Origin of the sequence: Pontibacillus halophilus JSM 076056 = DSM 19796 (genome assembly GCF_000425205.1) — a bacterium.
Taxonomy (GTDB): domain Bacteria; phylum Bacillota; class Bacilli; order Bacillales; family BH030062; genus Pontibacillus_A; species Pontibacillus_A halophilus.
Map to the genome: position 1 here is coordinate 36940 of NZ_AULI01000002.1, position 22952 is coordinate 59891.

The 22952-nt window shown below is 41.7% G+C and carries 19 protein-coding genes; 7 read left to right on the forward strand and 12 right to left on the reverse strand.

Annotation, left to right across the window (positions count from 1 at the left end):
* Positions 1 to 68: 68 nt before the first annotated feature.
* The 3 genes from H513_RS0102600 to H513_RS0102610 form a co-directional block, all read right to left on the reverse strand.
* Positions 69 to 1010, reverse strand: a complete 942-nt coding sequence (locus tag H513_RS0102600) for an arginine deiminase family protein (protein WP_026799305.1) — start codon at positions 1008 to 1010, stop codon at positions 69 to 71.
* A 72-nt stretch (positions 1011 to 1082) separates the two neighbouring features.
* The gene (locus tag H513_RS0102605; protein ID WP_026799306.1) at positions 1083 to 3020 is read right to left on the reverse strand and encodes an AMP-binding protein; all 1938 of its coding nucleotides are present in this window, start codon (positions 3018 to 3020) and stop codon (positions 1083 to 1085) included.
* Positions 3021 to 3140: 120 nt separating this feature from the next.
* Entirely contained in the window at positions 3141 to 3521 is a 381-nt protein-coding gene (locus tag H513_RS0102610) for a PadR family transcriptional regulator (protein WP_026799307.1), read from the reverse strand.
* Between the two features lie 343 nt (positions 3522 to 3864).
* Between H513_RS0102610 and H513_RS0102615 the strand changes: the two genes are divergently transcribed.
* The 4 genes from H513_RS0102615 (at position 3865) to H513_RS21440 (ending at position 8147) form a co-directional block, all read left to right on the forward strand.
* Positions 3865 to 4992, forward strand: a complete 1128-nt coding sequence (locus H513_RS0102615) for a glycosyltransferase family 4 protein (RefSeq protein WP_026799308.1) — start codon at positions 3865 to 3867, stop codon at positions 4990 to 4992.
* A 130-nt stretch (positions 4993 to 5122) separates the two neighbouring features.
* On the forward strand, positions 5123 to 6262 hold the full coding sequence (locus H513_RS0102620) for a glycosyltransferase family 4 protein (protein ID WP_026799309.1): 1140 nt from the start codon (positions 5123 to 5125) through the stop codon (positions 6260 to 6262).
* A gap of 488 nt (positions 6263 to 6750) precedes the next feature.
* Positions 6751 to 7974, forward strand: a complete 1224-nt coding sequence (locus tag H513_RS0102625) for a YHYH domain-containing protein (RefSeq protein WP_026799310.1) — start codon at positions 6751 to 6753, stop codon at positions 7972 to 7974.
* Between the two features lie 11 nt (positions 7975 to 7985).
* Positions 7986 to 8147 carry a hypothetical protein gene (locus H513_RS21440; protein WP_154655165.1) on the forward strand — a complete coding sequence of 54 codons (162 nt, stop codon included), beginning with the start codon at positions 7986 to 7988 and terminating at the stop codon, positions 8145 to 8147.
* A 50-nt stretch (positions 8148 to 8197) separates the two neighbouring features.
* On the opposite strand, the gene H513_RS0102635 is transcribed toward H513_RS21440, so the two are convergent.
* Positions 8198 to 8503 carry a hypothetical protein gene (locus H513_RS0102635; RefSeq protein ID WP_026799311.1) on the reverse strand — a complete coding sequence of 102 codons (306 nt, stop codon included), beginning with the start codon at positions 8501 to 8503 and terminating at the stop codon, positions 8198 to 8200.
* Positions 8504 to 9375: 872 nt separating this feature from the next.
* Entirely contained in the window at positions 9376 to 10560 is a 1185-nt protein-coding gene (locus H513_RS0102640) for a globin domain-containing protein (protein ID WP_026799312.1), read from the reverse strand.
* A gap of 137 nt (positions 10561 to 10697) precedes the next feature.
* On the opposite strand from H513_RS0102640, the gene H513_RS0102645 reads away from it, so the two are divergent.
* The gene (locus H513_RS0102645; RefSeq protein ID WP_026799313.1) at positions 10698 to 11231 is read left to right on the forward strand and encodes a hypothetical protein; all 534 of its coding nucleotides are present in this window, start codon (positions 10698 to 10700) and stop codon (positions 11229 to 11231) included.
* Here H513_RS0102645 and H513_RS0102650 read toward each other — a convergent pair.
* From H513_RS0102650 to H513_RS0102675, 6 genes are all read right to left on the reverse strand, one after another.
* Complete coding sequence (locus H513_RS0102650) at positions 11228 to 12229, reverse strand: Gfo/Idh/MocA family protein (RefSeq protein WP_036769896.1); 1002 nt, start codon at positions 12227 to 12229, stop codon at positions 11228 to 11230. The two genes, H513_RS0102645 and H513_RS0102650, sit on opposite strands and share 4 nt — an antisense overlap.
* Entirely contained in the window at positions 12226 to 12990 is a 765-nt protein-coding gene (locus H513_RS0102655; RefSeq protein ID WP_026799315.1) for an apurinic/apyrimidinic endonuclease family protein, read from the reverse strand. The genes H513_RS0102650 and H513_RS0102655 overlap by 4 nt, the downstream gene beginning before the upstream one ends.
* Before the next feature lie 15 nt (positions 12991 to 13005).
* Positions 13006 to 13914: a hypothetical protein gene (locus H513_RS0102660; RefSeq protein WP_026799316.1), complete on the reverse strand. Its 909-nt coding sequence runs from the start codon at positions 13912 to 13914 to the stop codon at positions 13006 to 13008.
* 31 nt (positions 13915 to 13945) lie between these two features.
* Positions 13946 to 14707 (reverse strand): carbohydrate ABC transporter permease, encoded by a 762-nt coding sequence (locus H513_RS0102665; RefSeq protein WP_407946620.1) that lies wholly within the window; start codon positions 14705 to 14707, stop codon positions 13946 to 13948.
* Positions 14708 to 14789: 82 nt separating this feature from the next.
* On the reverse strand, positions 14790 to 15707 hold the full coding sequence (locus H513_RS0102670; RefSeq protein ID WP_051239663.1) for a carbohydrate ABC transporter permease: 918 nt from the start codon (positions 15705 to 15707) through the stop codon (positions 14790 to 14792).
* Between the two features lie 88 nt (positions 15708 to 15795).
* Complete coding sequence (locus H513_RS0102675) at positions 15796 to 17142, reverse strand: ABC transporter substrate-binding protein (RefSeq protein WP_026799319.1); 1347 nt, start codon at positions 17140 to 17142, stop codon at positions 15796 to 15798.
* 147 nt (positions 17143 to 17289) lie between these two features.
* Between H513_RS0102675 and H513_RS19480 the strand changes: the two genes are divergently transcribed.
* Together H513_RS19480 and H513_RS0102685 are read left to right on the forward strand one after the other, a co-directional pair.
* A complete protein-coding gene (locus H513_RS19480) occupies positions 17290 to 19128 on the forward strand; it encodes a sensor histidine kinase (protein ID WP_051239620.1) in 1839 nt (612 codons plus the stop codon).
* Positions 19107 to 20147 carry a helix-turn-helix domain-containing protein gene (locus tag H513_RS0102685; RefSeq protein WP_026799320.1) on the forward strand — a complete coding sequence of 347 codons (1041 nt, stop codon included), beginning with the start codon at positions 19107 to 19109 and terminating at the stop codon, positions 20145 to 20147. Before H513_RS19480 ends, H513_RS0102685 begins: the two co-directional genes overlap by 22 nt.
* Positions 20148 to 20174: 27 nt before the next feature.
* Here the strand turns inward: H513_RS0102685 and H513_RS19485 are convergent, their stop codons facing one another.
* Positions 20175 to 22907 (reverse strand): CBM96 family carbohydrate-binding protein, encoded by a 2733-nt coding sequence (locus H513_RS19485; protein ID WP_051239622.1) that lies wholly within the window; start codon positions 22905 to 22907, stop codon positions 20175 to 20177.
* Positions 22908 to 22952: the final 45 nt, after the last annotated feature.

Below are 22952 nucleotides of genomic sequence, written 5' to 3' on the forward strand. Positions count from 1 at the left end.
TCTACCATAGAGACAAGGAGTGATTCGTTTAAATTAGTATGGATCATTGTTGTAAGGAAAACTAAACGTCAAGATTTACGGACGAACGGTAGCGTCATACATCGGATGCCTCCGCCGCCTTTCTCAAGCTCCGCTACATCTACCTCAATTAATTTTTGTTTCTTTAACACGGGGTGTGATTTAAAGATTTTTTTGTTTGCCTTCGTGCTGATTAGAAGTGTCTCAGGGTCTAAACATAGAAAGTTAATGTCTGGAATTGTGTTTACATCCGTAACCCAATAAACTTCAAAGCCATGCCTACCTAGAAAATCAGCCAACATTGCATGCTTGACTTTGTCTTGTGTAGTTATCATGACTGGCATAAAGCGTAGGTAACTCTTTGAAAGAAAGACTCCTGGAGCGGCTACGTTACAATTCATATCCAAATGCAACGTATCTGGACGGCGAGGCAAATCGATAATGCCTATCTCCGAGAATCCAGCCTTGAAGAGGAGGTCTTTTATTTTCTCAACGCTTGACAGGCTTGTTCGAATCCCTACGTTGATTAAGACAGCATCTTTACTTAGAACGTGTACATCTCCGTATTCAAGTCCTTTTAAGTCATTGTTATCGTTTATGAGGAAAGAACCTTGTTTAAACCAATCTTTCATGAGCAAGTGAGATTGCACGTACTCAGGCTTTCTCATTGATGTGCCAGCCTCGCCAGGGATAACGGTCTCTCCGAATACACAAGCAAGATCTCGTACGAAAATGCGGTTAATGAGCTGCTCATTTAGCTGGCGGTCTTCTTTCGATAAATAATCCGCATAATTCACAATTTGAACGTTCTGCTTCTCAAGAGCCCTATAAAGCCGTTCGTGTGCCTTTTTAGCTTTTTTCTGCTGAACGGGTTCCGTCCATTGAACATCTTGAGCTGTTTGCTGATCTGGAACATCTAAATTAGAAGGAGGACAGAGCATAACAACATCTAGCTGTCCGTGTTCTGTCCAACAGTGTGGTTGAATGTGCATAACGACCCCTCATTTCAACATTTCTTATCGTTAGCTTATCCAACCACGTTTCTCTCATTCTCATTCAGGGGCTTAGCTTGTAAATTGCTGAATTTCACGTAAGGTTTCAGGGTTTTCTAAGGCTGATAAATCTTCAGGGACATCATTTAAATAAGCGGCTTTCACCATTCTCCTCATTACCTTCGCGTTCCTTGTCTTCGGTAGGTCTTGAACGAAATGAATGGTGCTTGGGGAGATTGCTTTGCCTAATGAGAGTTCTGCGTACTCGTACAGCTCTTTCGTCCATTCATCGTTATGAGAATATCCAGTTGCTAGGACGAGAAAGAGCACGGGAGTTTCTCCTTTGACGGCATGTGGAACTCCAATTACCGCTGCTTCTTTAACATAGTCAAGTTTCATGAATATAGATTCAATCTCAGCAGGGCCAATGCGTTTCCCAGCTACAGATAATGTGTCATCAGAACGTCCTGTTATTGTATAATAGCCTTCCTCATCAACGATTGCCCAGTCGCCGTGCACCCACGTATCTTCAAAGCGAGACCAATATGTATCGAGGTATCGCTTATCATCTTTATAGAAACTATTGGTCATCCCGACCCAAGGCTTCTGTAGAACCAATTCACCAACTACTCCTTCTATAGAAGCACCGTCTTCATTCAGAATACTCACATCCATGCCTGGTAAAGCGGCATTAAACGTAACTGGGCTGATAGGCTTGATGAGGACGTTGCCTAAAATTCCTCCAGAAATTTCAGTTCCTCCTGAATAATTCACAATCGGCGTTCTGGATTTCCCTATTTGTTGGAACAACCACATCCAAGGTTCTCTGTTCCAAGGTTCCCCTGTAGACCCTATCGCTTTTAAATGGTCAAAACAATACGCTTCTGTCCATTCTTCACCATATTGCATCATAGAGCGAATCAATGTAGGGGAGAGACCGAGATGCGTGACACGATGGCGTGCTGCTAGTGACCACAACTGATCGCGCCTTGGATAATCAGGTGTCCCTTCATAGAGCAAGATACTGGCTCCGTTAAGTAACCCTCCATATACAAGGAAAGGGCCCATCATCCATCCCATATCGGTATACCAGAAGAAGGTGTCATGTTGGCACACATCCATACAAATCCCTGCATCGAAAGCCGCTTTGATGGGAAATCCGGCGTGGGTATGCACGGTACCTTTTGGGTTACCTGTCGTACCTGATGTGTAGATGAGCATGAAGGGATGGTCACTGGTACATTCCACGCACTTGTAATCGCTTTCATAATTGCGTAATGTATTCCAGTCTATATCTCGGTCTTTATTCCATTGTACAGGTGTATGAGTATGCGTGACGACGATGGTTTTCTCGACAGTTGGGGAATAGGCGCAAGCTTCATCAGTTGTTGGTTTCATGGGGACAATCTTACCTCTCCGTCTTGAGGCATCTACTGTGATGATGAACCGGGCTTTAGAGGATTGAAGTCTAGGGATGAGTGCTTCTTTCTTGTATCCTGAGAAAGCGGGGCAATAAATGGCACCAATTCTTGAGAGAGCAAGCATGGAGATGACGGTTTCAGGAATCATGGGCATGTACAACATCACGACATCTCGTTCTTGAACACCTAATTCAGTCAATCCATTTGCAACTCTCTGCACTTCGTCTAGCAGTTCAGCGAACGTGTACGTACGTATCGACCCATTCTCATCCTCCCATTGAAGCGCTGTGAGGTGGGTGGTGTCGGCGCGTAACGCCCAGCGATCGACGGCGTTATAGCATACATTTAACGTACCACCTTCGAACCAGTGGGGGAAGGGGGCGCCATCTCGTAAGGAGAGCGCGGATTGATAAGGAGTAAACCATTGAATGCCTAGTTCTTGTTCAGCCTGCGACCAAAACTGACTAATATCGGTTATGGTTTGTTTGTGGAACGAATCGTAGTCGGTAAAGCCCAATTTCTCCATCCATTGAAACAATCGAGTCGTCTTCATTTCTTCTTCCGTGGGAATCCAGACAGCATCTACCATGTAATTCCTCCTAATATAGAATATTCAAACAACTATTCTCATTATAATATAGGAGGGAGGAGATTGAAAAACTTCACCCTTATAAAAGTAAAAAAAAGACAAAGGCGGACTCTGTCTTTTTTACGTATATACTTCACGCATGATGCGCTTTAAAATATCGATTTGTTCATCAAATAGTAGTTTATAATGTTTCTTCTCGATCTCGAATTCTTCGCTACCTTTTTCAGTGACACGATACCAGTACACTTTCTGACGTCGTTTCACTTCGGATTTATAATCCTCTCGACGCTGTAACAATCCTTCCTCTGTCATATCGTGAAGCGTATCCAGCAATGTAGAGGGGGCAGGCTGCCAATTCCCAGTAAGCTTACTAAACTCCTCTTTGAAATGTTCAGAGATCATGGAATTTCGTTTGTGCAGCAAATGAAGGATATAGAATTTCGTGAATTGAGCGGCTGACATATTAAGCGCAAACTTTTTAGGGTTGTTCTTGTTGGACACGTTCCTCACCACCTTATGAATTGTGTGGATGATACTAGGCTGATAGCCATATTTACACACTCTATGTATCTATTTCTATTATAACCACGTCTTGACATAGTAGCAACTCCGAGTATTCCTTAAGTAAATAAGTTATTTACCTAACGTTTACCAACCTTACAGATTCTTTACGATATTGAACAAAATCACAATGCTATTTCTTTGTATGTCTTGATATGATGTTAATAACAAACCAAACGATACGGCTATATTCCACGGAAGAGCAGATTACAGCAAGGATGAATGGAAATACTAGATCCTTCCTAACACAGTGAAGGAGTCGTAAAGGAGTAGTGAGTAGAGCATGAAGATTGCAATCGTTACAGAAACCTTTCTACCTTCAACTGATGGTGTTGTCACACGATTATGTGAAGCAATTCGTTGGTTCGTCAAACAGGGGAATGAAGTCATTGTCATTGCTCCAGACTTAGGCGTATCAGAATTTGAAGGAGCAAAGGTCATCGGAGTTCCTTGCCGTTCATTCTTCTTCTACAAGTCTAAGAAATTCTCACTACCGCAACGAAAAGTAGGGAAGATCATTAAAGATTTTCACCCAGATCTCATTCACATTGTAAATCCAGCGCTGCTCGGTTCTGCTGGGATTTATTACGCTAGAAAGTTTAATTACCCAATGGTCGCATCCTATCACACCAATGTGCCACAATACTTGAATTATTATCGGTTGCAAGCCTTTAAGCCCCTTATGTGGTGGTACTTTAAAAAGCTTCATAGTTACGCTGATTTGAATTTATGTCCGTCACATGCAGTGAAACAAGAGCTAATTGACCGTAAATTTCATAACATGCATATTTGGGAGCGTGGCGTAGATTTAGATCGATTTGGACCAGATCAATATAGCCATGAGATGAGAAATCGTTTATCGGGCGGAGAACCTAATAAAAAGCTGCTTCTATTTGTTGGGCGACTTGCATCTGAGAAAGAAGTGTATAAAATCAAGCCGCTGCTTGAACGAGATCCTAACGTTAGGCTTGCGATTGTAGGGGATGGTCCTGAACGAGAGAGTCTTGAGCTACTCTTTAAAGGGACGAATACTGTGTTTACAGGGTTTCTTCATGGTAAAGAGCTTGGTGAAGCCTATGCGTCAGCAGATGCGTTTATCTTCCCATCCATCACAGAAACATTTGGCCTTGTTATATTAGAAGCGATGGCTTCTGGTCTACCCGTTATTGCAGCCAAGAGCGGGCCAACGCTTGAGCAAATACAAGATGGGCGTACTGGACTGTTATTCGAGAATGAAGATACAGAGAGTATGCTCCAAGCGGTCCATAAGCTTGAGGATGACCTCTTGTTTCATACGTTGAAGAAGAATGCACGTAATGAAGCAGAACAATATAGTTGGATTACCCCATCCCAGCAACTACTTGATTACTACCAGGAAGTTGTAGAAGATAAGTTTCATCAAGCTCAATAGTACTTGATGGCTGAAGCGAATCCTTCAGCCTTTTGTTTTGCAGAGGGAACAGTGATATAGTAATAGGGATTGAAATTGTCCTGAAAGTGGAAAACTGTCAACAAATCAGGATGACAAAGGAGTATGAACTGTGAAAATAGCGATTATTACGGAGACATTCTTACCATCCACCGACGGGGTTGTAACGAGGTTAACCAAAGCCATTAAACACCTGCGTAGCAATGATCATGAAGTTATAGTCATTGCACCAGACTTAGGTGTAACCGAATTTGAAGGTGCAATCATCGAAGGCGTGAAGGCGACCAACTTGCCATTTTATCGCTATCGACCATTTGCATTGCCGAATAAAAAGGTGAAAGGGATTCTTGAGAAACATCAACCTGACCTTGTACATGTCGTAAATCCAGCCCTTTTAGGCGTTTCTGGAGTGAAATATGCGAAACAACTACAGTTCCCTCTAGTCGCCTCATACCATACGCACGTACCGAAATACTTAGATTATTATAATTTATATCCGCTTAAACCGTTGCTATGGTGGCATTTCAAACGTCTTCATAATCAGGCAGATTACAACTTATGTACATCACAAGCTGTCAAAGATGAACTCGACAAACATGGATTCTACAACGTAAACGTATGGCAACGAGGAGTAGCCATCGAAAACTACCACCCAACGTATTACAATGAAGACATGAGAAATCGTCTTAGTGGTGGTGAGCCTCATAAGAAGCTACTCGTCTTTGTTGGACGTTTGGCACCAGAGAAAGAAATACACAAGCTAAAGCCTTTATTAGAACAACGTGACGATGTAAGACTTGCGATCGTCGGGGACGGCCCTGTCCGTGAACAGTTAGAGTCTAAATTTGAAGGTACGAATACAATCTTTACTGGATTCTTACACGGTGAAGAGTTAGCGCAAGCCTTCTCATCAGCAGATGCCTTTATCTTCCCATCCATCACAGAAACGTTAGGATTAGTCATCTTAGAAGCAATGGCATCTGGATTACCAGTCATCGCTGCGAAGAGCGGGCCTACAATGGAGCAGGTAGATGATGAACGCACAGGATTATTATTCGAAAACGAAGACACTTCAAGCCTAATAGAAGCTGTGCGTAAGCTTGAAGATTCAGACCTTCATCAGCATATGAGAGATGAAGCTCGTGCTGAAGCTGAGAAGTTTAGTTGGACAAGACCTTCCCAGCAATTACAGGAAGTATATGAAGAAATCTTAGGAATCCCATCTCAAAGAGAGCAAAAGCAAGCACAATAGAAACTAATAGCAAAGTATGAACCAGAGAAGGCGAATTCGCATATGAATTCGCCTTCTCTTTATTGTTGCAGTGATTCACATACTTACTTGAAACGTAGCTTAGCTCTATATAGTAAAGAAATGAAGGGCTCAGTAAGACCCTAAGATTGTGAAGCGGAGAGGGAGGGTTTACCCTCTCTATTTTTTGATACATTTTAATCCGATGGAAAATCCATCCAGGTGCTATGCTTCTAGGTTCATCTGTATAATAACTCAATTTAACATAAAGCTGTTATTGCTTCGAAAATTGTATATATGCAACAGTATGAATGAAACCCTCGAAAATTTTATCAAAATATACACATATGATAATTATTATACAAAAACACCAGTTACATCATGTAGTACATAATACAAGGAACAAAGGGTTAAAATACAAATTTGGTTGATATTACATAAGAATCATGTATTAATAATGAAGGTACATAAAAATTGAAAGGGAAGAAGTTATGAAAAAACGCATGTATAGTCTTATACTAATTGGAACGATTGTGATGTCTCTCTATCCAGAACTAAGTTATGCGCATTCAGGAAGAACGGATAGTAGCGGAGGTCACAATTGTTCACAAAAATCGATAAATAAAGGGTTGTGTACAGGGTACCATTCACACAATAGTGGAACGTCCTCTAGTACTTCAAGTTCGTCTTCTTCTCCGTCTACGTCACAACAACATGATAAAGACTGTTCTGATTTTAGTAGCTATGATGAGGTTGTTGCGTATTGGAATGCGAAAGGATATACGAAAGAATATGACCCTGAACGGTTAGATGGATTCGGGAATGTCGTGGATGATGGGATACCATGTGAAGCACCTGGTTCGTATGACTTAACAAAGATAAACCATAGTCAAGCTCAACAAGACGAAAATGACCGTACGACTGGTGAACAAGATGGATATCACGCTGGGCAAGAAGCTGGATATGCTGGAACTTCTTCTAAAGATGTGGAATTCAGTACAGATGGCAGTGATGCCTATAAATCTGGATATACGACTGGATATGAGAATGGGTATGCAGAAGGGCAAGAAAAGCTTGACCAAGAGAAACAATCTGCGAATCAAGAAGGCTACAATGATGGTCTTAATGGAGAGGAACTGGACGTATCAAATCAGTATTCCAATCACGAAGAGTTATTTCGAGCTTATGAAAGCGGATATGGACAAGCGGTCGAAGAGTTAGCGGTTAAGCGCGAACAAGAAGCATATGAGACAGGATTGAAAGATGGACGTAACGACCAAGAAGAGAAGTCTCAAGTTTATCAAGAGGAACGATATGAAGAGGCTTACCGTAAAGGGTTAAAAGAGGGAAGAGCCGAACTAAAGAATACGTATTCTTCTCTTGGATATGAAGCGGCATTTAATGAATTGAAAGCAAATCCTAGCTATGAGAAAGAACACTACAATGATTGGTTCAAAGAAGGTTTCGGTGAGAATTTAGATCGAGAAAGAGAAGCTGACGCAGCCTATGAACAAGGATTAATTGGAGAGGAATACAATAGAGCTGACGATGTCCAAATTTCTAAGGAAATGTACTCTCATTATTACGACAAGGGAAGAGCTATATACGAAGAAAAGCAGCGAGAGAATACAAGAAACACCTCACTATTCATTGGTACTGCTATGACCGGTTGGCTAGGGAGAAGATTCTATGTTGCGAAGAAAATGGTACGATAGGAGAAGGTTCGATGGGTATCTATCAAAAAACGTGTTATCTTGTAGAAGATTTATTTGTGAAACTATTAACAAGAAAAGAAAATGAGAAACTTGTACGTGAGAAAGTAACCTCATACCGAATTGAGAAAGACGAACAAAAGCAAAAGAAAGAAAAATTAGAGGCTACGTCCTAATAAGAAAAACCCGCTTAATCAATCACAAAGTTAAGCGGGTTTTTGTAAACTTATTCTTCTGTAGTGGAAGGAGCCGGAATAGGGGTATCTAACCCAGGACCTTTTTCAACACTATCAACTTTGGAGAGTGGTACGTAGCTTGTTGTGTTCTCACGCAGCAAGTTCTTAACAACAACAACTGCATCACGAACTTCAACGTATTGACCTGTAGCAATACTAGCAGTGCCTTGTTCAATGAACGTTAGGCCAATCGTATCTGCACAGCAGAAATTGTCTTCAATAAACCTTGCTAAGCTTGCAATATCACATGCAATCGTACAATTGGAATCTCTACGAGAGTTGTAACGATCAGACATAGTTACACCTTCTTTCTACAATAGAATCGATATATCTTATGCAGAAAGAAGGAGGGAAGAATAGGATAATGTCGAGTCTTGTTGGAAATTGAGTCAAGTGCATGAAGGAATTAGCGGATAGTTCGTTGTTCAAGAGGTGTTCGTTCTTTAATTAACTAACAGAGCTTGTTAGGTTAATAGAATACACACGAATGAGGGTTATTATGGGATGTAGTATGGATTTAAGAAGAAAATTCTATGGGCAGGTGTGTGAAATGCTTATAAACAATAAGAATGAGTTGTGATTACAAATGCGTAAGGAAATTAGATGTTGGGCACTAGCCCGTGGTTCGTTGAAGAAATGAAGATGAAGTGTATATGAATAGACAATTTACCAACTATAAATGAGTTTACTGAGAAGTGTTACTGGAATTAAGAAATGCGTTCGAGTAAGGATTATGAACATAAATTACAATTGAATAAGTTAATGTATAGATTATCAGAACAATTGATCATTCATTATAAAATGATTTAGCTCATTGAAATTACATATGATAAGTGGATGCTATATTTTATCTCAAATTTCTCAATATCTTAAGTATACATCTTTATTGAGATGAGATGTCGATTTTTATTTTAACTTCCTATAATATATATTATGTAAACCTAAATTTTAAACTTAACTTTAGGACCACGCATTATATTTCTCATTCCCCTATTACAACTGAATGCTAACAGGTCTTATAATTTAAATCCGTATGGTGTCATATGTAGATAAGTTTTGATGATTAAGATTTCAAACACTGTCTCTAACCATTTTATAAATGATTCTACGCGCCTCGATATGAATTGAACCGAGGCGCTCTGACATTCGATTATAAGTCGATCTTTATTTATACAGTTGGATTAAATACCTCAGTTTTTATAGATTCAGCAGAAACACCTTGCTTCTCTAACACATGCATTAGATCCGTTACAAACGTTTCGGGTCCAGAAATGTAGTATTCCGTATTTTCAGCGCACATACGTATTTGTTCAATTATCAGCTGCTGTATATCGTCTCTGTTTACTTCGGCAGCACTTCCACTAGGGATGTATTGAACGTGTGTATCTTCCATTTTCTCAGTGAGTTGTTCTAGTTCTTCCATAAATGGATGATCGAACTTACTCCGGTTCACTGTAAGTAGCTTTACAGAACGTTTTGGGGTTTCGTTTGCGATGGTGTTCATCATGCTAATCAACGGTGTAATCCCTGACCCACCTGCAAGTAAAACAACAGGGTTCTTATCTCCACGATTTAACGTAAACGTTCCAGCCGGTGCTGTTAGAGAGAGCTGATCTCCAAGTGTTATGTGGTTATGTAGATAATGAGAGACCTTCCCTCTAGTCGTGCCTTCCCCTTCTTTTCTTACAGTAATTCGGTATACCCCGGGCTGATAAGCGTTCGAAAGGCTGTAATGTCTAATATGGGTGTATGGTTCTTCTGGAATTCGATGGTATAAGGTCACATATTGACCTGGCTCAAATAGTGGGATTTCCTTTCCGTCGGCTGGTGAAAGATAGAGCGATTTCATAGTAGCGTTTTCTTCTACTATAGAAGTCACAGTAAAGGCTCTTTCCCCTTCCCATCCCCCGCTTTGTTCAGCCGCTTCCTTATAGAGCTGTTGTTCTGCTGTGATAAATACGTCCGCTAAAGCGTAATAATACTCTTTCCAAGCAAGAAGTACAGGATGGTCCTCCGGCAGTTCTAGAACCTCTCTCATCGCTTGAAGTAAATAGTAACCTACAACAGGATAATGCTCCCGCTTCACTTCAACGCTTCGATGTTTATGTGCAATCTGTTGAACCACCGGAGTGAGCTGATCGAGGTGTTGTATGTGTTTTGCTGCAAGTAATAAAGCATGTGCAAGCGCCTTTTGTTGCTTGCCTTCTTCTTGATTGCGATGATTAAATACATTCCAAAGCTCTGGATGGTTGCTGAACAGTTGTTTGTAGAAGGCTGTTGTAATGGCAACGCCCTTTTCTTCCAATACAGGAACCGTTTCATACACAATTGTTTGATTTTTTTTCGAAATCATGCTCATTCCTCCAATATTTAGGGTATAAAGACCGTGTATACTTTCTAGTGTATTATGTAGCGCAATCCTTTCATACGTCATTTGGAACTAGAATCATGAAAGGTTTGTGACGAATCGTAACAAGGAGGTTAGCATGGATGAAGTATGTGAAAGTATTTTTGTTCTCAAGTATCTTATTTGGTGTTGCAATGGGTCTTTTATTTACGCTTCTTGGTGAAGATGGAGTATCGTCAGGAATTGTTGCTGGACTGTTCTTCGGGTTATTCATGACAGTTGTACTTGGAATTACGGACTTTGTTTCAGGAAAGAAACTGGGCGGGAAAGGCTCGAAGGGTGTTCATCAACAAGATGACTTGTCTTTACATGTAGGAATTGAGGACGCATTTGAACGTTGCAAGCAGTCATTGACTCTCTTAAAGGATGTTGAAATTAAGGAAGAAAACAAACAAGAGGGGTCCTTAGTTGCCCATACTGGAGCAACTTGGAAGACATTTGGAGAAGTTGTGAATATTCAATTGAGAGAAGAAGACTTCACAGTAACCCATATACATATCGAAAGCCGCCCGCTAGCGAAACAAACTCTTATTGATTACGGGAAAAACTATGAAAATGTAAAAACAATCCGCGACTCTCTTGAACCTAAAGCAAACACCGAGCTCTCTTCTTCCTAGAGTGGCTCGGTGTTTATTAGATCGATCATTCTCTTCTTACTATGAGAACGATAAGCGCATTCTACAGCATGCACAACGGATGTGGCATACGGTCCATCACACGTGAGCGAACCTCCATTAGTTAGATAACCATGAAAGTCTTCTAATTGTCTATATAATGGACTATAAGAATCTTTACGGTATTGAAGAGACTCTTCTTCTCCCCCTTGTTTAATAAGGGTAGCCCCCTTCCCCATTTCAATCACTACCCTGCCTTTCCGATACACCAGTTCAGTCCTTTGGCGTTGGCCTTGTTCGTAACCAGATAAACTAATAGAAACGGGAACCCCGTGATTCGTTTCAAAATACAGAAATCCACTTCCTTCGACATCACAGCCCTGTATCTGTTCTTGGAACGTACATGTTGCCTTGACGTACTGAAAGGATTGGCCAGTAAGCCATTGTACCTTATCTATACTATGTGAACCTAAGTTCATGACAATCCCGCCCCCAGCTAACTCCTTTGAAAGAAACCAGCTCGGGCGTTCTTGGTGAAAGTAATCAATATAACGCTCTTCATGTACCATAAGCAACTCACCTAAGTCTCCCCTGCCTATTCTCTCACAGGCAGCAAGATTCTCGGACAAGTAATGCTGGGTATGGGCCACCATAATAGCCACATTCTGCTCCTGAGCTGCATTCTGTATATCAAGGCAATCTTTAACGGAGAGTGCCATTGGCTTCTCAATTAGAAGATGAACACCATGCTCTATACACAACAGACTTGCTTCCTTGTGTAGATAATGCGGCAATGCGATGATTGCCATGTATGGTTTTTCAGTTAGAAGCATCTCGTTAATGGACTCATAAGCGGCAAGGTCGAAAACATTCTCCAATAATCGTGCTCGCTCTTCCCTGATTTCTACTACCGCTACAGGATGGAAAGCAGGATGGGCTTGCAAAGCTCGAAGATGATCCTCTGCTATCCCCCCTCCGCCGATGACAGCAACCCTGTTCATCGTGCCACCTCTTGCAATGCTTGAATGAAGTTAAGATCTTGAACTGCATGTTCGTAGACAAGCGAAGTGTTTTCATTCTCTTCGGCTACACCCTTTGTAAATTCAAGTGAATACGTTCCATTGTATTGAAAGAACTGAAGTTGTCGAATGCGTTCTTGTACAAGTTCAGCACGTTCCTTAAGGCAATGAAACTTGTGTTTCTCATAAACACTACAATGCATGTGCGAAATGCGCATTTTCAAATAAGTAAACCATTTGTTCAGTTGAACGGATTCATGAAAGGGATGAACGATGACTTGAACTTTAGAAGGTGAGAATTCAGATAAGACTTCTCTTGCGACCTGAGGCGATGCCAGAACTGTTCCGGGATGACACTCACACAGGATTTGGCACGACGAAGGAAGTTGTGTCATCCATCGCTTTAAGTTAGACACATAAGTCTCAAGCTCTTCTTCCTTTGAACCAAAGTTTATTTTCACTCGAGGAATGCTTAGGGTATGAATCAAAGAGGCGACCTGAGCTCTCTCTTCTTCATCTTCATCAGTAAAGGATACGTAACTATTGAAAATCTGGATTGGTAGTTTAGACTTAGCAAGCTTCTTCACTTCTTCCTCTTCCACTCTTGTTACATGATAGTGCCACAGCTCTATACCAGTAAAACCAGACCTTCGAAATGTCTCAATCCATTCACTAATAAGGATTGATGGTTGTTTATCGTCTGCCCAGCGATTCTTCTCAAGTAGAACGGTGTTGATATACAATCAACGTCTCCTCCTTTAACTCCCAGTAGAACACCCTGCCAGAATACTTTCTACTGAATCTCTGAAATTAATGTGAAAGATATAACGTGGTCTTCCTTTCGTGCTTCGTTGTTCTTCCCCTACCACCCTCGCAATCTTGTGTTGTTCAAGCTGTGTAAGAATTCTACGAGCACTCCGCATCGTGATGGAGAAACCTTGTGCCAGCTCAGCCGTAGTTAGTGTGTTTCTCCCATTTGCGTAGCAAAGTTGGCGTAATCGGTGTAGAGTTTTCGCACTAACACCGAGTTGTTGGACCTTTTGGAGAGCATGTTCATTTTCGACTCTGAATGTACCAAATGGATGTGTGAGGAGGTTCGTTTGTTTGTATTGGGGGATTTCTTTCTCCATTTGTTCTCCGATTAGATGGATACAATGGGCTGTTGGATAAATGAGCGCAGCCTGAAACCCTTCTGAAAGGATGGTTGATAAGATGATTGGGTCACATGTCAACACACCTGCTGCTTCCTCGTTCTTCATGTGAACTAAATGACGGTGCATAACTCGCTTCCGCTCTGATGGATGATAAGGTGTATACAAGAACGTGCGGGGTAAGTCCTCAAGAAATAATTGATCATTCTCTAATGTGAAGTCGATACTAAGCGGAAGCGAAGACCTTACGTTATGCTGTAACCAGCGAACAGAGGATGCGTAAAGGGCCGCTTGGGTATAGGGTAGTTCATAAATAGGTATCTCCTTAAATGAAACGTACCCGTCATTCGAAATTAATCCTGGATGTAGACCTAGAACAGCATCATAAGAACCGTATTCGGTTAATAGGCTATCTTCACATGCATAATGACGGAATTGAAGCAAGCTACTGTCTTTAAGTATACGTACAACGAGTTCGTGTAAGTGAGGATGCCCAATTGTCGCAATCATGGTCATTTGACGATCATCCTTTCACGTTAGAAGCTTCCTATTTAAGTCCTGATGAGCTCGCCCCTCTAACAAAATACTTCTCTGTGAACAAGAAGACAAGTAAGATTGGAAGCAACGACATAAGTGCAGCAGCAACCAAGTATTGCTCCTGTCCGAACCAAGCACCAGACATGGACAAGATACCGATTGGCAACGTGAACTTATCTTCTGAAGATAGATAAATAACGGGTGCCATAATCTCATTCCACTTTGTCATAAACGTAAAGATGGTCAGTGTGGCAAGTTGGGGTTTACACATGGGCAAATACACACGCCAATAAGTTTGGAAAGGCGTACACCCGTCTAGTTTCGCTGCTTCGTCAAATTCTTTCGGAATGGCCAAGAACGCTTGGCGCATTAAGAACACTCCGAACGGTTGCGCTAGCCACTCCATAATCCAAAGTGGAACAAGCGTGTCAAGAAACCCTAAATGTTTAAAGATAATGAACTGCGGAATGATCATAACAACCGGTGGAATCATGAGTGTCCCAAGCACCATGACGAACAAAGAACGTTTGAAAGGAAATTGGAGTCGCGCAAAGGCGTATCCGACCATGGAACAAGAAAGCAATGCCCCGATAACCGATAATACGGTCACGATTAAACTATTTAGCGCATACGTATCCATTGCAGTCATCTTCCATACTTCAATATAGTTCTGCCATTGAAACGGATTCGGAATCCATTGTATCGGTACGGATGTATACTCTTTGTACGACTTTAACGAGTTGAGCAATGCACTGAGCAGCGGAACGAACATAATGATTGAACTTAAGCCAATCACACCATAGCTAATGAGCCGCTTTCGCTGGTACCGATTTAATGTACGATCTTTCTTTGTATTAGTTCTCATAGTACACCCACTTTTTCTGTAGCCACAATTGAATGAGCGTAATGGCAAACAGGATTAAGAACAAGAACCAAGCGATGGCGGATGCATATCCCATCTTTAAGAAAGAAAATCCCTGCTGGAACAAGTAGAGCATTAACACCATACTTGCATTATCCGGCCCCCCTGCTGATGTTACATCCCCCATATTTCCAGTCATCACATAGATTTGTTCAAATGATTGAAAGGTCGTGATGGTTGTAAGCACGAGGACAAGGAAAGTCGTTCCTGAAATAAGTGGCAAGGTGACATGTCGGAACTTCCGATACGTTCCTGCCCCTTCTATTTCCGCTGCCTCGTAAAGGTCGTGTGGAACATTCTGCAGTCCAGCTAGGAAGATGACCATCATATATCCAACGCCCTTCCATACGGCTACAGCGACTAAAACCGGAATCACTAATGCTTCATCATTTAACCACGCTTGAGGCGATGCCCCCATCTTTACGAGTAGAGTATTGGCTATACCAAATCGAGGATTGAAGATTGCATCTGCTACGTAGAGTACGACCGTCCATGAACAAATGACAGGGATGAAGTGAGCAATTCGAAATAGCTTTAATCCTTTTAGGCTTTGATTCAATGCTACGGCTAATATAAGTGCAAGGATGGTCTGGGCAGGAACGAATAGAACCGCAAAGTAAAATGTGTTCCAAAGCGCTTTATGAAACACAGGATCTTGGATAAGCGTAGTATAGTTCTCGATTCCAATCCACTCAGGGGCGTTTAACATATCGTACTTTGAGAAGCTGAAATATAGAGAAGCGATTAGCGGAAAGGATAAAAAGACAAGAAATTGAATGAGGTATGGGGACACCATAAAGAGTCCCCACTTCCCATCATTCGTTAATCGTCGTGGCTTTCGCTTCAGCATGGAGGTGCTGACGTGAATATTCCTTTCTGTTGGTTTGGAAGAATCGGCCAATCACGTCACCCCCTTGAATAAGACGAACGCGCTGTTGTTATTCATAGAAATCATCCAGTACTTTCTGCACTTCCTCATCCGCTTGTTTTAGGGCATCTTCAACAGAAGTTTCACCTAAGAAGACTTGGTCTGCATTTTCATTAAATTTCTGTAACCATTCTGACCAGACAGCGTTCGTATCTAACGTCCCAGCGAACTCGAAACTATCCAAGAAGGCTTGTTTGTTAATGGACTGCTCGCCAGAATTCAAGAACAAATCAGAATTTGCTACCGATTTCTTAACAGGTACCGCTTCCCCTAATTCAGCCCATTCTTTCTGAACTTCATCTTCTGTTACCCAGTATTTGACCCATTCCCAGGCAGCTTCCGCCTTTTCATCAGATGAATTCTCATTAACAATCCAAGAGTTTGCGATAACAGGTGCGAACCGGTCTCCATTAGGTCCTTTCGGCAGGACAGAAACGTCATAGTTAATACCTGTTTCATTGGCTGCTAGAACACGGGCATAAATTCCGATTCTCATTGCTGCTGTTCCACTAGGGAATGGAGACATTGGACTTTGGAAGCTCTGGAGGTCAGATGGATCTGTCAATATTCCACGTTCCATCCCATCAACAATCCAGTTCATTGCTTCTTTGTTTTCTTCTGAATCAATAAGAGACTCTTTTAAATCCTCATCCAAGACACCGCCGCCGAAAGATTTCAATACCGGCATCCAACCTTCTGTGATGTTAAAGAACGTAAGTCCGTACTGTTTCACGCTCTTCTTATCAAACTCTGAATCATCTGCTGTTCGGTCTTGGCCATCTAACGTGAGCTTAGCCCCAGCTTCTTTCAACTGTTCCCATGTCCATGACTCGTCAGGATAGTCTACACCAGCAGCATCGAACATATCTTTATTGTAGAAAAGTGCACCAATCTGGATGCCTTGAGGTACAGCGTAGTACTTTCCATCTGAGCCTTTGTTGAAATCAAGTCCGTAGTAATCGTCTTGATTTAAGTCACTTTCAATCCACTCTGTTAAATCTTTTGCTGCTCCCCGTTCTGCATATTTTTGGACAAGTACACCATCTGAGAGCCACACATCAGGGGCATTATTTCCTGCTATTTGTGTATCAAGCTTTTGGAAGAACTGTTGGTATGGTGCATTTTGAGTCGTAACGTCAATGTTTGGGTGAGCTTCTTCGAATTTCTGAATGAGTTCCTCCACCTTCTCATCTGCGCTGCCTGAAGAGTAATAGCCAAGTTTAATTTCCACTACTTCTTCCTTAGTTGTGTTTCCCCCATCCTCTGTGGATGACTCCGCGTCATTTGAACAGCCTGTCAGCCAAGCAGACATTAAGAGAAGCCCCGAGAGACATAGTCCAGTACCGATCTTCTTCATTTAATATTCCCCCTCACCATTTGTTATCGCTTACAATTACTATTGTAGAAGGTAAGAAGACATGGGAAAATGGAATTATATTTGAATGTTTGTGTTTTTTTAATTAAAATATAGAAAATTCTAACATATCGAGCGAGGGGGATTGGTATGCGGGTTAGAAGTATTCAAAGTAAGCTTCTAGTTGTCATCGTATTGTTTGTATGTACCCCACTCTTAGTCTTCGGATACATTTGGTACTCTAAAACAACGAAAGCAATTGAAGAAAACTCCGTACAATCTAGTCAGCAGCTGCTTATTCAAACGAAGGAATATCTCAAATATTATCTCGAAGACTTAGAAAAAGCGACTGTTCCCATTACAACACATCCATCCGTCCAACGTTTCCTACTATCAGATGCGCCTCCACCCTCTTCCTACCAACAATACCTACAAACCCAATCGCTCAGAAATGAAGTCTTTGAACAACTGTTTCACAGCCGCGCTGACGTCTATGGTGTTTCGCTCATCAATCAAGCTGGACGACAAGCGCATCATTATGGCCATGTGAAAGAGTTTATTAATATGAATGAAATCTATGAGCGGAATAAGGTGTTATGGGATTCAAGAAATCAGTTTACAAGCTTTGACTTTCTCGGCGTACATACCATTAATGGCACTCCGGTCATTACGATTACACATCAATTATATAATCCCAACACGTACTCTCCTGAGGGAATGCTTATCCTTCATCTACGGTTAAAGCAAATCGCGACCATTATGAACGAAGGAATGATGAGTCATTTCCATCAAATATGGGTTGTAAATGAAAAGCGTGAAATCATTTATCATCCGAACACATCCCAAGTGGGCCTTAGGTTTCCATTTGAAATCTTAGCAAATGATGATCGGTACGTCATTAACTCGTATGACCATAAAGAAAACCGAACACTTATGGTCTATGAATCATTGCCAGAATGGGGATGGACCGTTGTGGCAAGTGTTCCGCTTAAGGAATCTATGTTTGACTTGATCCAACTCAGAACCTTCTCCATTATGGTGGGCTTAGCTATTATAGGAAGCGCCATAGTATTTGTAGGTGGCTTCTCCTTCTCCTTGACATACTCACTCCGGCAATTACAAAGTCTAATGAAGCAAGTGGCGACGGGGGATTTGAAAGTGAAATCGAAAAGACCGTTACCCTTTCACCGTAATGATGAAGTGAGTGACCTCTACAACAGCTTCTACAGCATGACGGGCCGTTTGTCGAGCTTAATTGATGAGATTCGTCTCTCGAAAGTGAAAGAGCAAGAACTTCAGCTAAAAACGAAAGAAGCGGAACTACAGGCAATGCAATCTCAAATCAATCCCCATTTTCTATACAACACGCTTGAAGTCATCAATTCATACGCCATTATAGAGAAGCAGCCAACGATTAGCCGGATGACCACTTCCTTAGCTGATATGTTTCGGTACAACGTGAGCAATACGAAGAGGATTGTTACATTACAGGAAGAAATTCAGCAAATACGCGCGTACTTTGCCATTCAAATGGAGCGATTTGAAGAATTACAAGTGATGTACGACTTAGAGGGCAATATGAAAGAAGTTATGACCGCTCGGTTAACGTTACAGCCTTTGATTGAGAATGCATTTGTACATGGTTATGAAGAACACGCACTAAGTCCAGAATTTATCGGGGTTTACGGTCGTCATATGGGGGGGCATTACTTGCTCTATATTGTTGACAATGGAAAAGGCATGCCCCCTGACATTGTAGAATCTTATAATTACGCTTTCCTTCACGGTGTGGAACCACGCGGAACTAAAACCAATAAGCGTATAGGATTGTTTAATGTGCACAGCCGGATCTATGCTCATTTCGGTTCTCCCTATGGATTAACGATTAAGAAATCTACAGATACAGGAACGGTAATCGAAATACGGTTACCTTTGGTGGAAGACCTAGCGAAGAAGGAGGTTGCTGCATGTACACACTTATCACAGTAGACGATGAAAAGCTCGTAAAAAGAAGTATGGCTGCTCTTATTGAGGAAGGGGATTGTGGCTTTACCCTTGTAGGTGAAGCGAAGAATGGTGAAGAAGGTCTAACCTTAGCTTGTAACGTTCAACCTGATTTAATCATCACAGACATACGCATGCCGAAATTGGATGGTTTAGCGTTTATTGAACGCGCTTTGCATGAAGTTCCAAACTGTTCGTTTATCGTCATTTCAGGATACGATGAGTTTTCTTATGCTCAACGAGCGTTGCGATATGGAGTGAGTGACTTCTTACTAAAGCCAATCCATCCTGAGCAGTTCCTTGAGGCATTGCAGAAAGTGAAGAATCGATTGGACGAGCAGCAAGAGCATTCGTCCAATCGGGATCTAAAATTATCGCTCATTCAACATTATGGGGACGTATTTGTCGAGGAACTGTGGCTCTTAAATGAGGATAGTTGTTACCAAAAAGTAAATGAGTTTCATCAGCAACTCGGGGAAGACATTGCATCCACTCACCTCCAATACTATGATGACCTGCTAAGGTATACAATTGAACGTTTAAATAAACGCGGAACAGAACTCTCGCAATACTCATTCCGAGATGAGATAAGGAAAGAAGGGTCATTGGCAGAGGCTTTAAAGGAGGTATTCAAGAACATCCTCCACCATTTAAAGGTTAAGCGGAATGTAGGAAGACGTACTCACATCTTGGAAGCAGTTGAATATATACAGACTCACTTTCATCACGAGGACATATCCCTTCAATCCGTTGCTGACCGTGTCCAAATGTCCCCTGCATACTTCAGTATGGAATTTAAGAAAGAAATGGGAATTACCTTCAAACAATATGTCACACAGAAACGAATGAACCGTGCAAGACAATTACTCGAAGACCCAACATATAAAACCTATGAAGTTGCGTTTGCCATTGGATATGGAGACTACCCTCACTTCACGAAAACCTTTAAGAAATGTATGGGATTGACTCCAACGGAATACCGAAAGCGCCTTGGAGCACATTGAAGAGGCTTGCCGAAGCAAGCCTTTATGTTATTGTATCGACAAGATTGGAGCGTTCTCATGTTCTTTACTGTGAAGAAGAACGAGGCGATCGGTTCGATTCGGATCAGTTAAACTGAAAGAAACCGTTTCTCCCTGTTGTTCTTTCATTAAATCAGTGACATCAATGGAATACCACCCAGGCTTTGTGATCGTAACCGTTCCAATTCTCTTTAAAGTAGATGTAGGCTGATTCTCCCAAGTAATCGAATCTTCATTCCATGGCAGAGTATTTGCCCCTACTACATCAATATCAACCCCTTGAACCGTTGCGTCTCTAACGTCACGATCTACGTAGAAACTAAGTGTAGCTTGATTAACCTCACTCCCTCTCTCTTCAGGCATAAATTGCATCCAAGCTTTTCGATTATAGTTCTTTATTCCTTCAGCTACAGTCTTTATTTCAAGGAAAGATTCGCTGCCGTAGTTATTCTTCGCATAGCTATCACTTCTCACAAATGCGTCGTCCGTCGGTAAATAACGCTGCTTCTCCCATGAAGTCTCTAGTCTCCATAGACTCGGCAATGGTTTCTCCCAATAATAGCCGTCTTTCCTAATGGTATTGACTTTAAAGCCTACTGTTCCGCTTTCTGTTGGAATGGACTCTGAAACGAATGAGACGGTCCCCGTCGCGTCCGTCTTTCCTGTCACGACTTTTCCACTCCGATATTCGAATCGTCCCCGCATCGTTGCTTCAACAGGACTTCCCGTCTCTCCGTCGATTATAGTAAAGGTTACCTTTACTTTGTCATCATCGTAAACAATGGAAGAATCTTTGATTATCAATGATTGTAAGGTTGTAGCATCCGTGTGAGCAGTTGCCTCAGATGACTCTGGACCTTTATTCCCGCTCACATCTACTGGTATTACTTTATAGACATACTCTGTGTCACTTTGCAATCCACTGTCATGAAATGATAAGCCTCTCGCTTCTCCTGCTAACGTATCTTCTGTAGGTGCAAATCCTTGTGATAAACCTCTATGAATCTCGTAATAGTCAATCTCATAATTGTCGAACGCTCTGCCATACGAAAGGGAAATCGATTCATAATCAATCGTATTGGCAGTTGGCTCTTCTAATAAGGATGTAGGAGGCTCATTATCTTCTGGTGGCGTCCAATAGAATCCATTTGGTGACCATTCAGAAGGAAGGTCACGAATCGTATCATAGTGATGCAAGGCAATTCCCCCATAGGAAGAAGATTCTAAATAGGCTGTATTCACAAGATCTAATTGCTCCTCCATATAAGTCCGGCCCTCTTCTCGGAAGGTAATGGTTTCAGGGTCCCCACCGTCGGCTATATCTTTCGTTTCCACACCCAAGACTACAGAATGTGGTTTCCCAATACCTTCTGCGTATTGGATTTCTCCACGCGCCCGTTCAATGATGCCTGCTGAACCTTCTGCTACGTCACGGTAATCCATGATGGAGATATAATCGAGCACATCTTGCACATGTTCAGAAAGCCATTTTGTTTGTTCTGTTTCTCCGTTTCGTCCCCATGTAATAGAACTTGCGTGGGTAGAGGTGTCATACCAGTTTGGAATTGCGGCTCCGATAGCTAAATTAGAATGAGCAGCTTGTTTTCGATCCATCATTTGCTGTAATAAGTCGAGGTACTGTAGCTGTAAGGAAGGTTTATCTTGTTTAAATTCGGGGGCTATATACGGTTCTATATCTACATTGACCCCATCGAACCGTTCTGATTGTGAGGAAGATAAGTTGTAGTTGAGGATTGATTCGAGTTCTTTTATCGCGACAGGGTGGTATCGCTCAAAAGCGCCGAAATGTGGTGGTTTCGTTCCGCCAGCAATGAGCGCATGTACTTGAAACCCTTCATTGTGTGCCCATGATATTAAATTCCGAACTCGCTCCCGCTCTTCTTCAACCATATCTACACCTTCATATTGGTCGATGCCAAGGTATAGCGTAGTAATCCGGTCTTGTTGAAAGGTTGAGGTATCGTTAGCAAATGCTTTAAGCAGTTCCCTCGACCCATCGTTGTACAACAAATTATAAGATGCTTTCTCCCATATCCACATAGCTCGGTCTTGATTTAACAAAGGTTCTGGAGTAGGTAACACCATGCTGTCGTGCACGTATGTCGTTTGACTAAAGCCTATATTTCCTTTGTTATCCGTTGCTCTTGCTTCTATGCTATAAGAAGAGACATCATCAATGTTCGGATAGAAGTTGACTGTATAACGAATTCCTGTTTGTTTCGCACGTATCCATTTCCCGCCATTAATGCGTACATCCACTTTGTCCAGTGTATGCTTACCTGACACACTGACAGATACACTCGTCTGATTTGTTAATGCTTCTCCCTCTTTAGGATTCAATATTGTGACCTTCGGTGTGTCAACGATTGGATTATCTACGGCAATCGTAACCGGACTAGACCATGCTGAATAACTGGTTTCTAAATTGGTCCCTTTAACGATGAGCTCAATGTCACCTTCTAACAAGGAAGTGTCTAGTTCATAAGACCATGTCCCCTCTGCTTTGTCCTCAATTACCTCATGCGTTCTTCCCCCATCTACGATAAGAACCATGTCTTCAACATCTGTGTACGTCCCTTGGACCATAGTAGTCGAACTAGAAATTACATCCCCATTTGAATGAGATGTAATTTCTATAGTTGCCTCTGCATGAACATTCTGCTTGCTAATTAGGACCATGGCTATGCAGCACAAGAACATCAATCCCCATTTTGTTTTCATAGTCGCTATCGTTCTCCTCCTTTAAAAAAATCACCACTTCAAGGT

What these genes read in the sequence shown, in the direction of transcription:
- H513_RS0102600 (WP_026799305.1), bottom strand. Translation starts at nt 1,010, where the DNA reads ATGCACATTCAACCACACTGTTGGACAGAACACGGACAGCTAGATGTT.
- H513_RS0102615 (WP_026799308.1), top strand. Translation starts at nt 3,865, where the DNA reads ATGAAGATTGCAATCGTTACAGAAACCTTTCTACCTTCAACTGATGGT.
- H513_RS0102685 (WP_026799320.1), top strand. Translation starts at nt 19,107, where the DNA reads ATGTACACACTTATCACAGTAGACGATGAAAAGCTCGTAAAAAGAAGT.
- H513_RS19480 (WP_051239620.1), top strand. Translation starts at nt 17,290, where the DNA reads ATGCGGGTTAGAAGTATTCAAAGTAAGCTTCTAGTTGTCATCGTATTG.
- H513_RS0102605 (WP_026799306.1), bottom strand. Translation starts at nt 3,020, where the DNA reads ATGGTAGATGCTGTCTGGATTCCCACGGAAGAAGAAATGAAGACGACT.
- H513_RS21440 (WP_154655165.1), top strand. Translation starts at nt 7,986, where the DNA reads ATGGGTATCTATCAAAAAACGTGTTATCTTGTAGAAGATTTATTTGTG.
- H513_RS0102645 (WP_026799313.1), top strand. Translation starts at nt 10,698, where the DNA reads ATGAAGTATGTGAAAGTATTTTTGTTCTCAAGTATCTTATTTGGTGTT.
- H513_RS0102650 (WP_036769896.1), bottom strand. Translation starts at nt 12,229, where the DNA reads ATGAACAGGGTTGCTGTCATCGGCGGAGGGGGGATAGCAGAGGATCAT.
- H513_RS0102640 (WP_026799312.1), bottom strand. Translation starts at nt 10,560, where the DNA reads ATGATTTCGAAAAAAAATCAAACAATTGTGTATGAAACGGTTCCTGTA.
- H513_RS0102670 (WP_051239663.1), bottom strand. Translation starts at nt 15,707, where the DNA reads ATGCTGAAGCGAAAGCCACGACGATTAACGAATGATGGGAAGTGGGGA.
- H513_RS0102635 (WP_026799311.1), bottom strand. Translation starts at nt 8,503, where the DNA reads ATGTCTGATCGTTACAACTCTCGTAGAGATTCCAATTGTACGATTGCA.
- H513_RS0102665 (WP_407946620.1), bottom strand. Translation starts at nt 14,707, where the DNA reads ATGTTCGTTCCGCTGCTCAGTGCATTGCTCAACTCGTTAAAGTCGTAC.
- H513_RS0102625 (WP_026799310.1), top strand. Translation starts at nt 6,751, where the DNA reads ATGAAAAAACGCATGTATAGTCTTATACTAATTGGAACGATTGTGATG.
- H513_RS0102660 (WP_026799316.1), bottom strand. Translation starts at nt 13,914, where the DNA reads ATGACCATGATTGCGACAATTGGGCATCCTCACTTACACGAACTCGTT.
- H513_RS0102675 (WP_026799319.1), bottom strand. Translation starts at nt 17,142, where the DNA reads ATGAAGAAGATCGGTACTGGACTATGTCTCTCGGGGCTTCTCTTAATG.
- H513_RS19485 (WP_051239622.1), bottom strand. Translation starts at nt 22,907, where the DNA reads ATGAAAACAAAATGGGGATTGATGTTCTTGTGCTGCATAGCCATGGTC.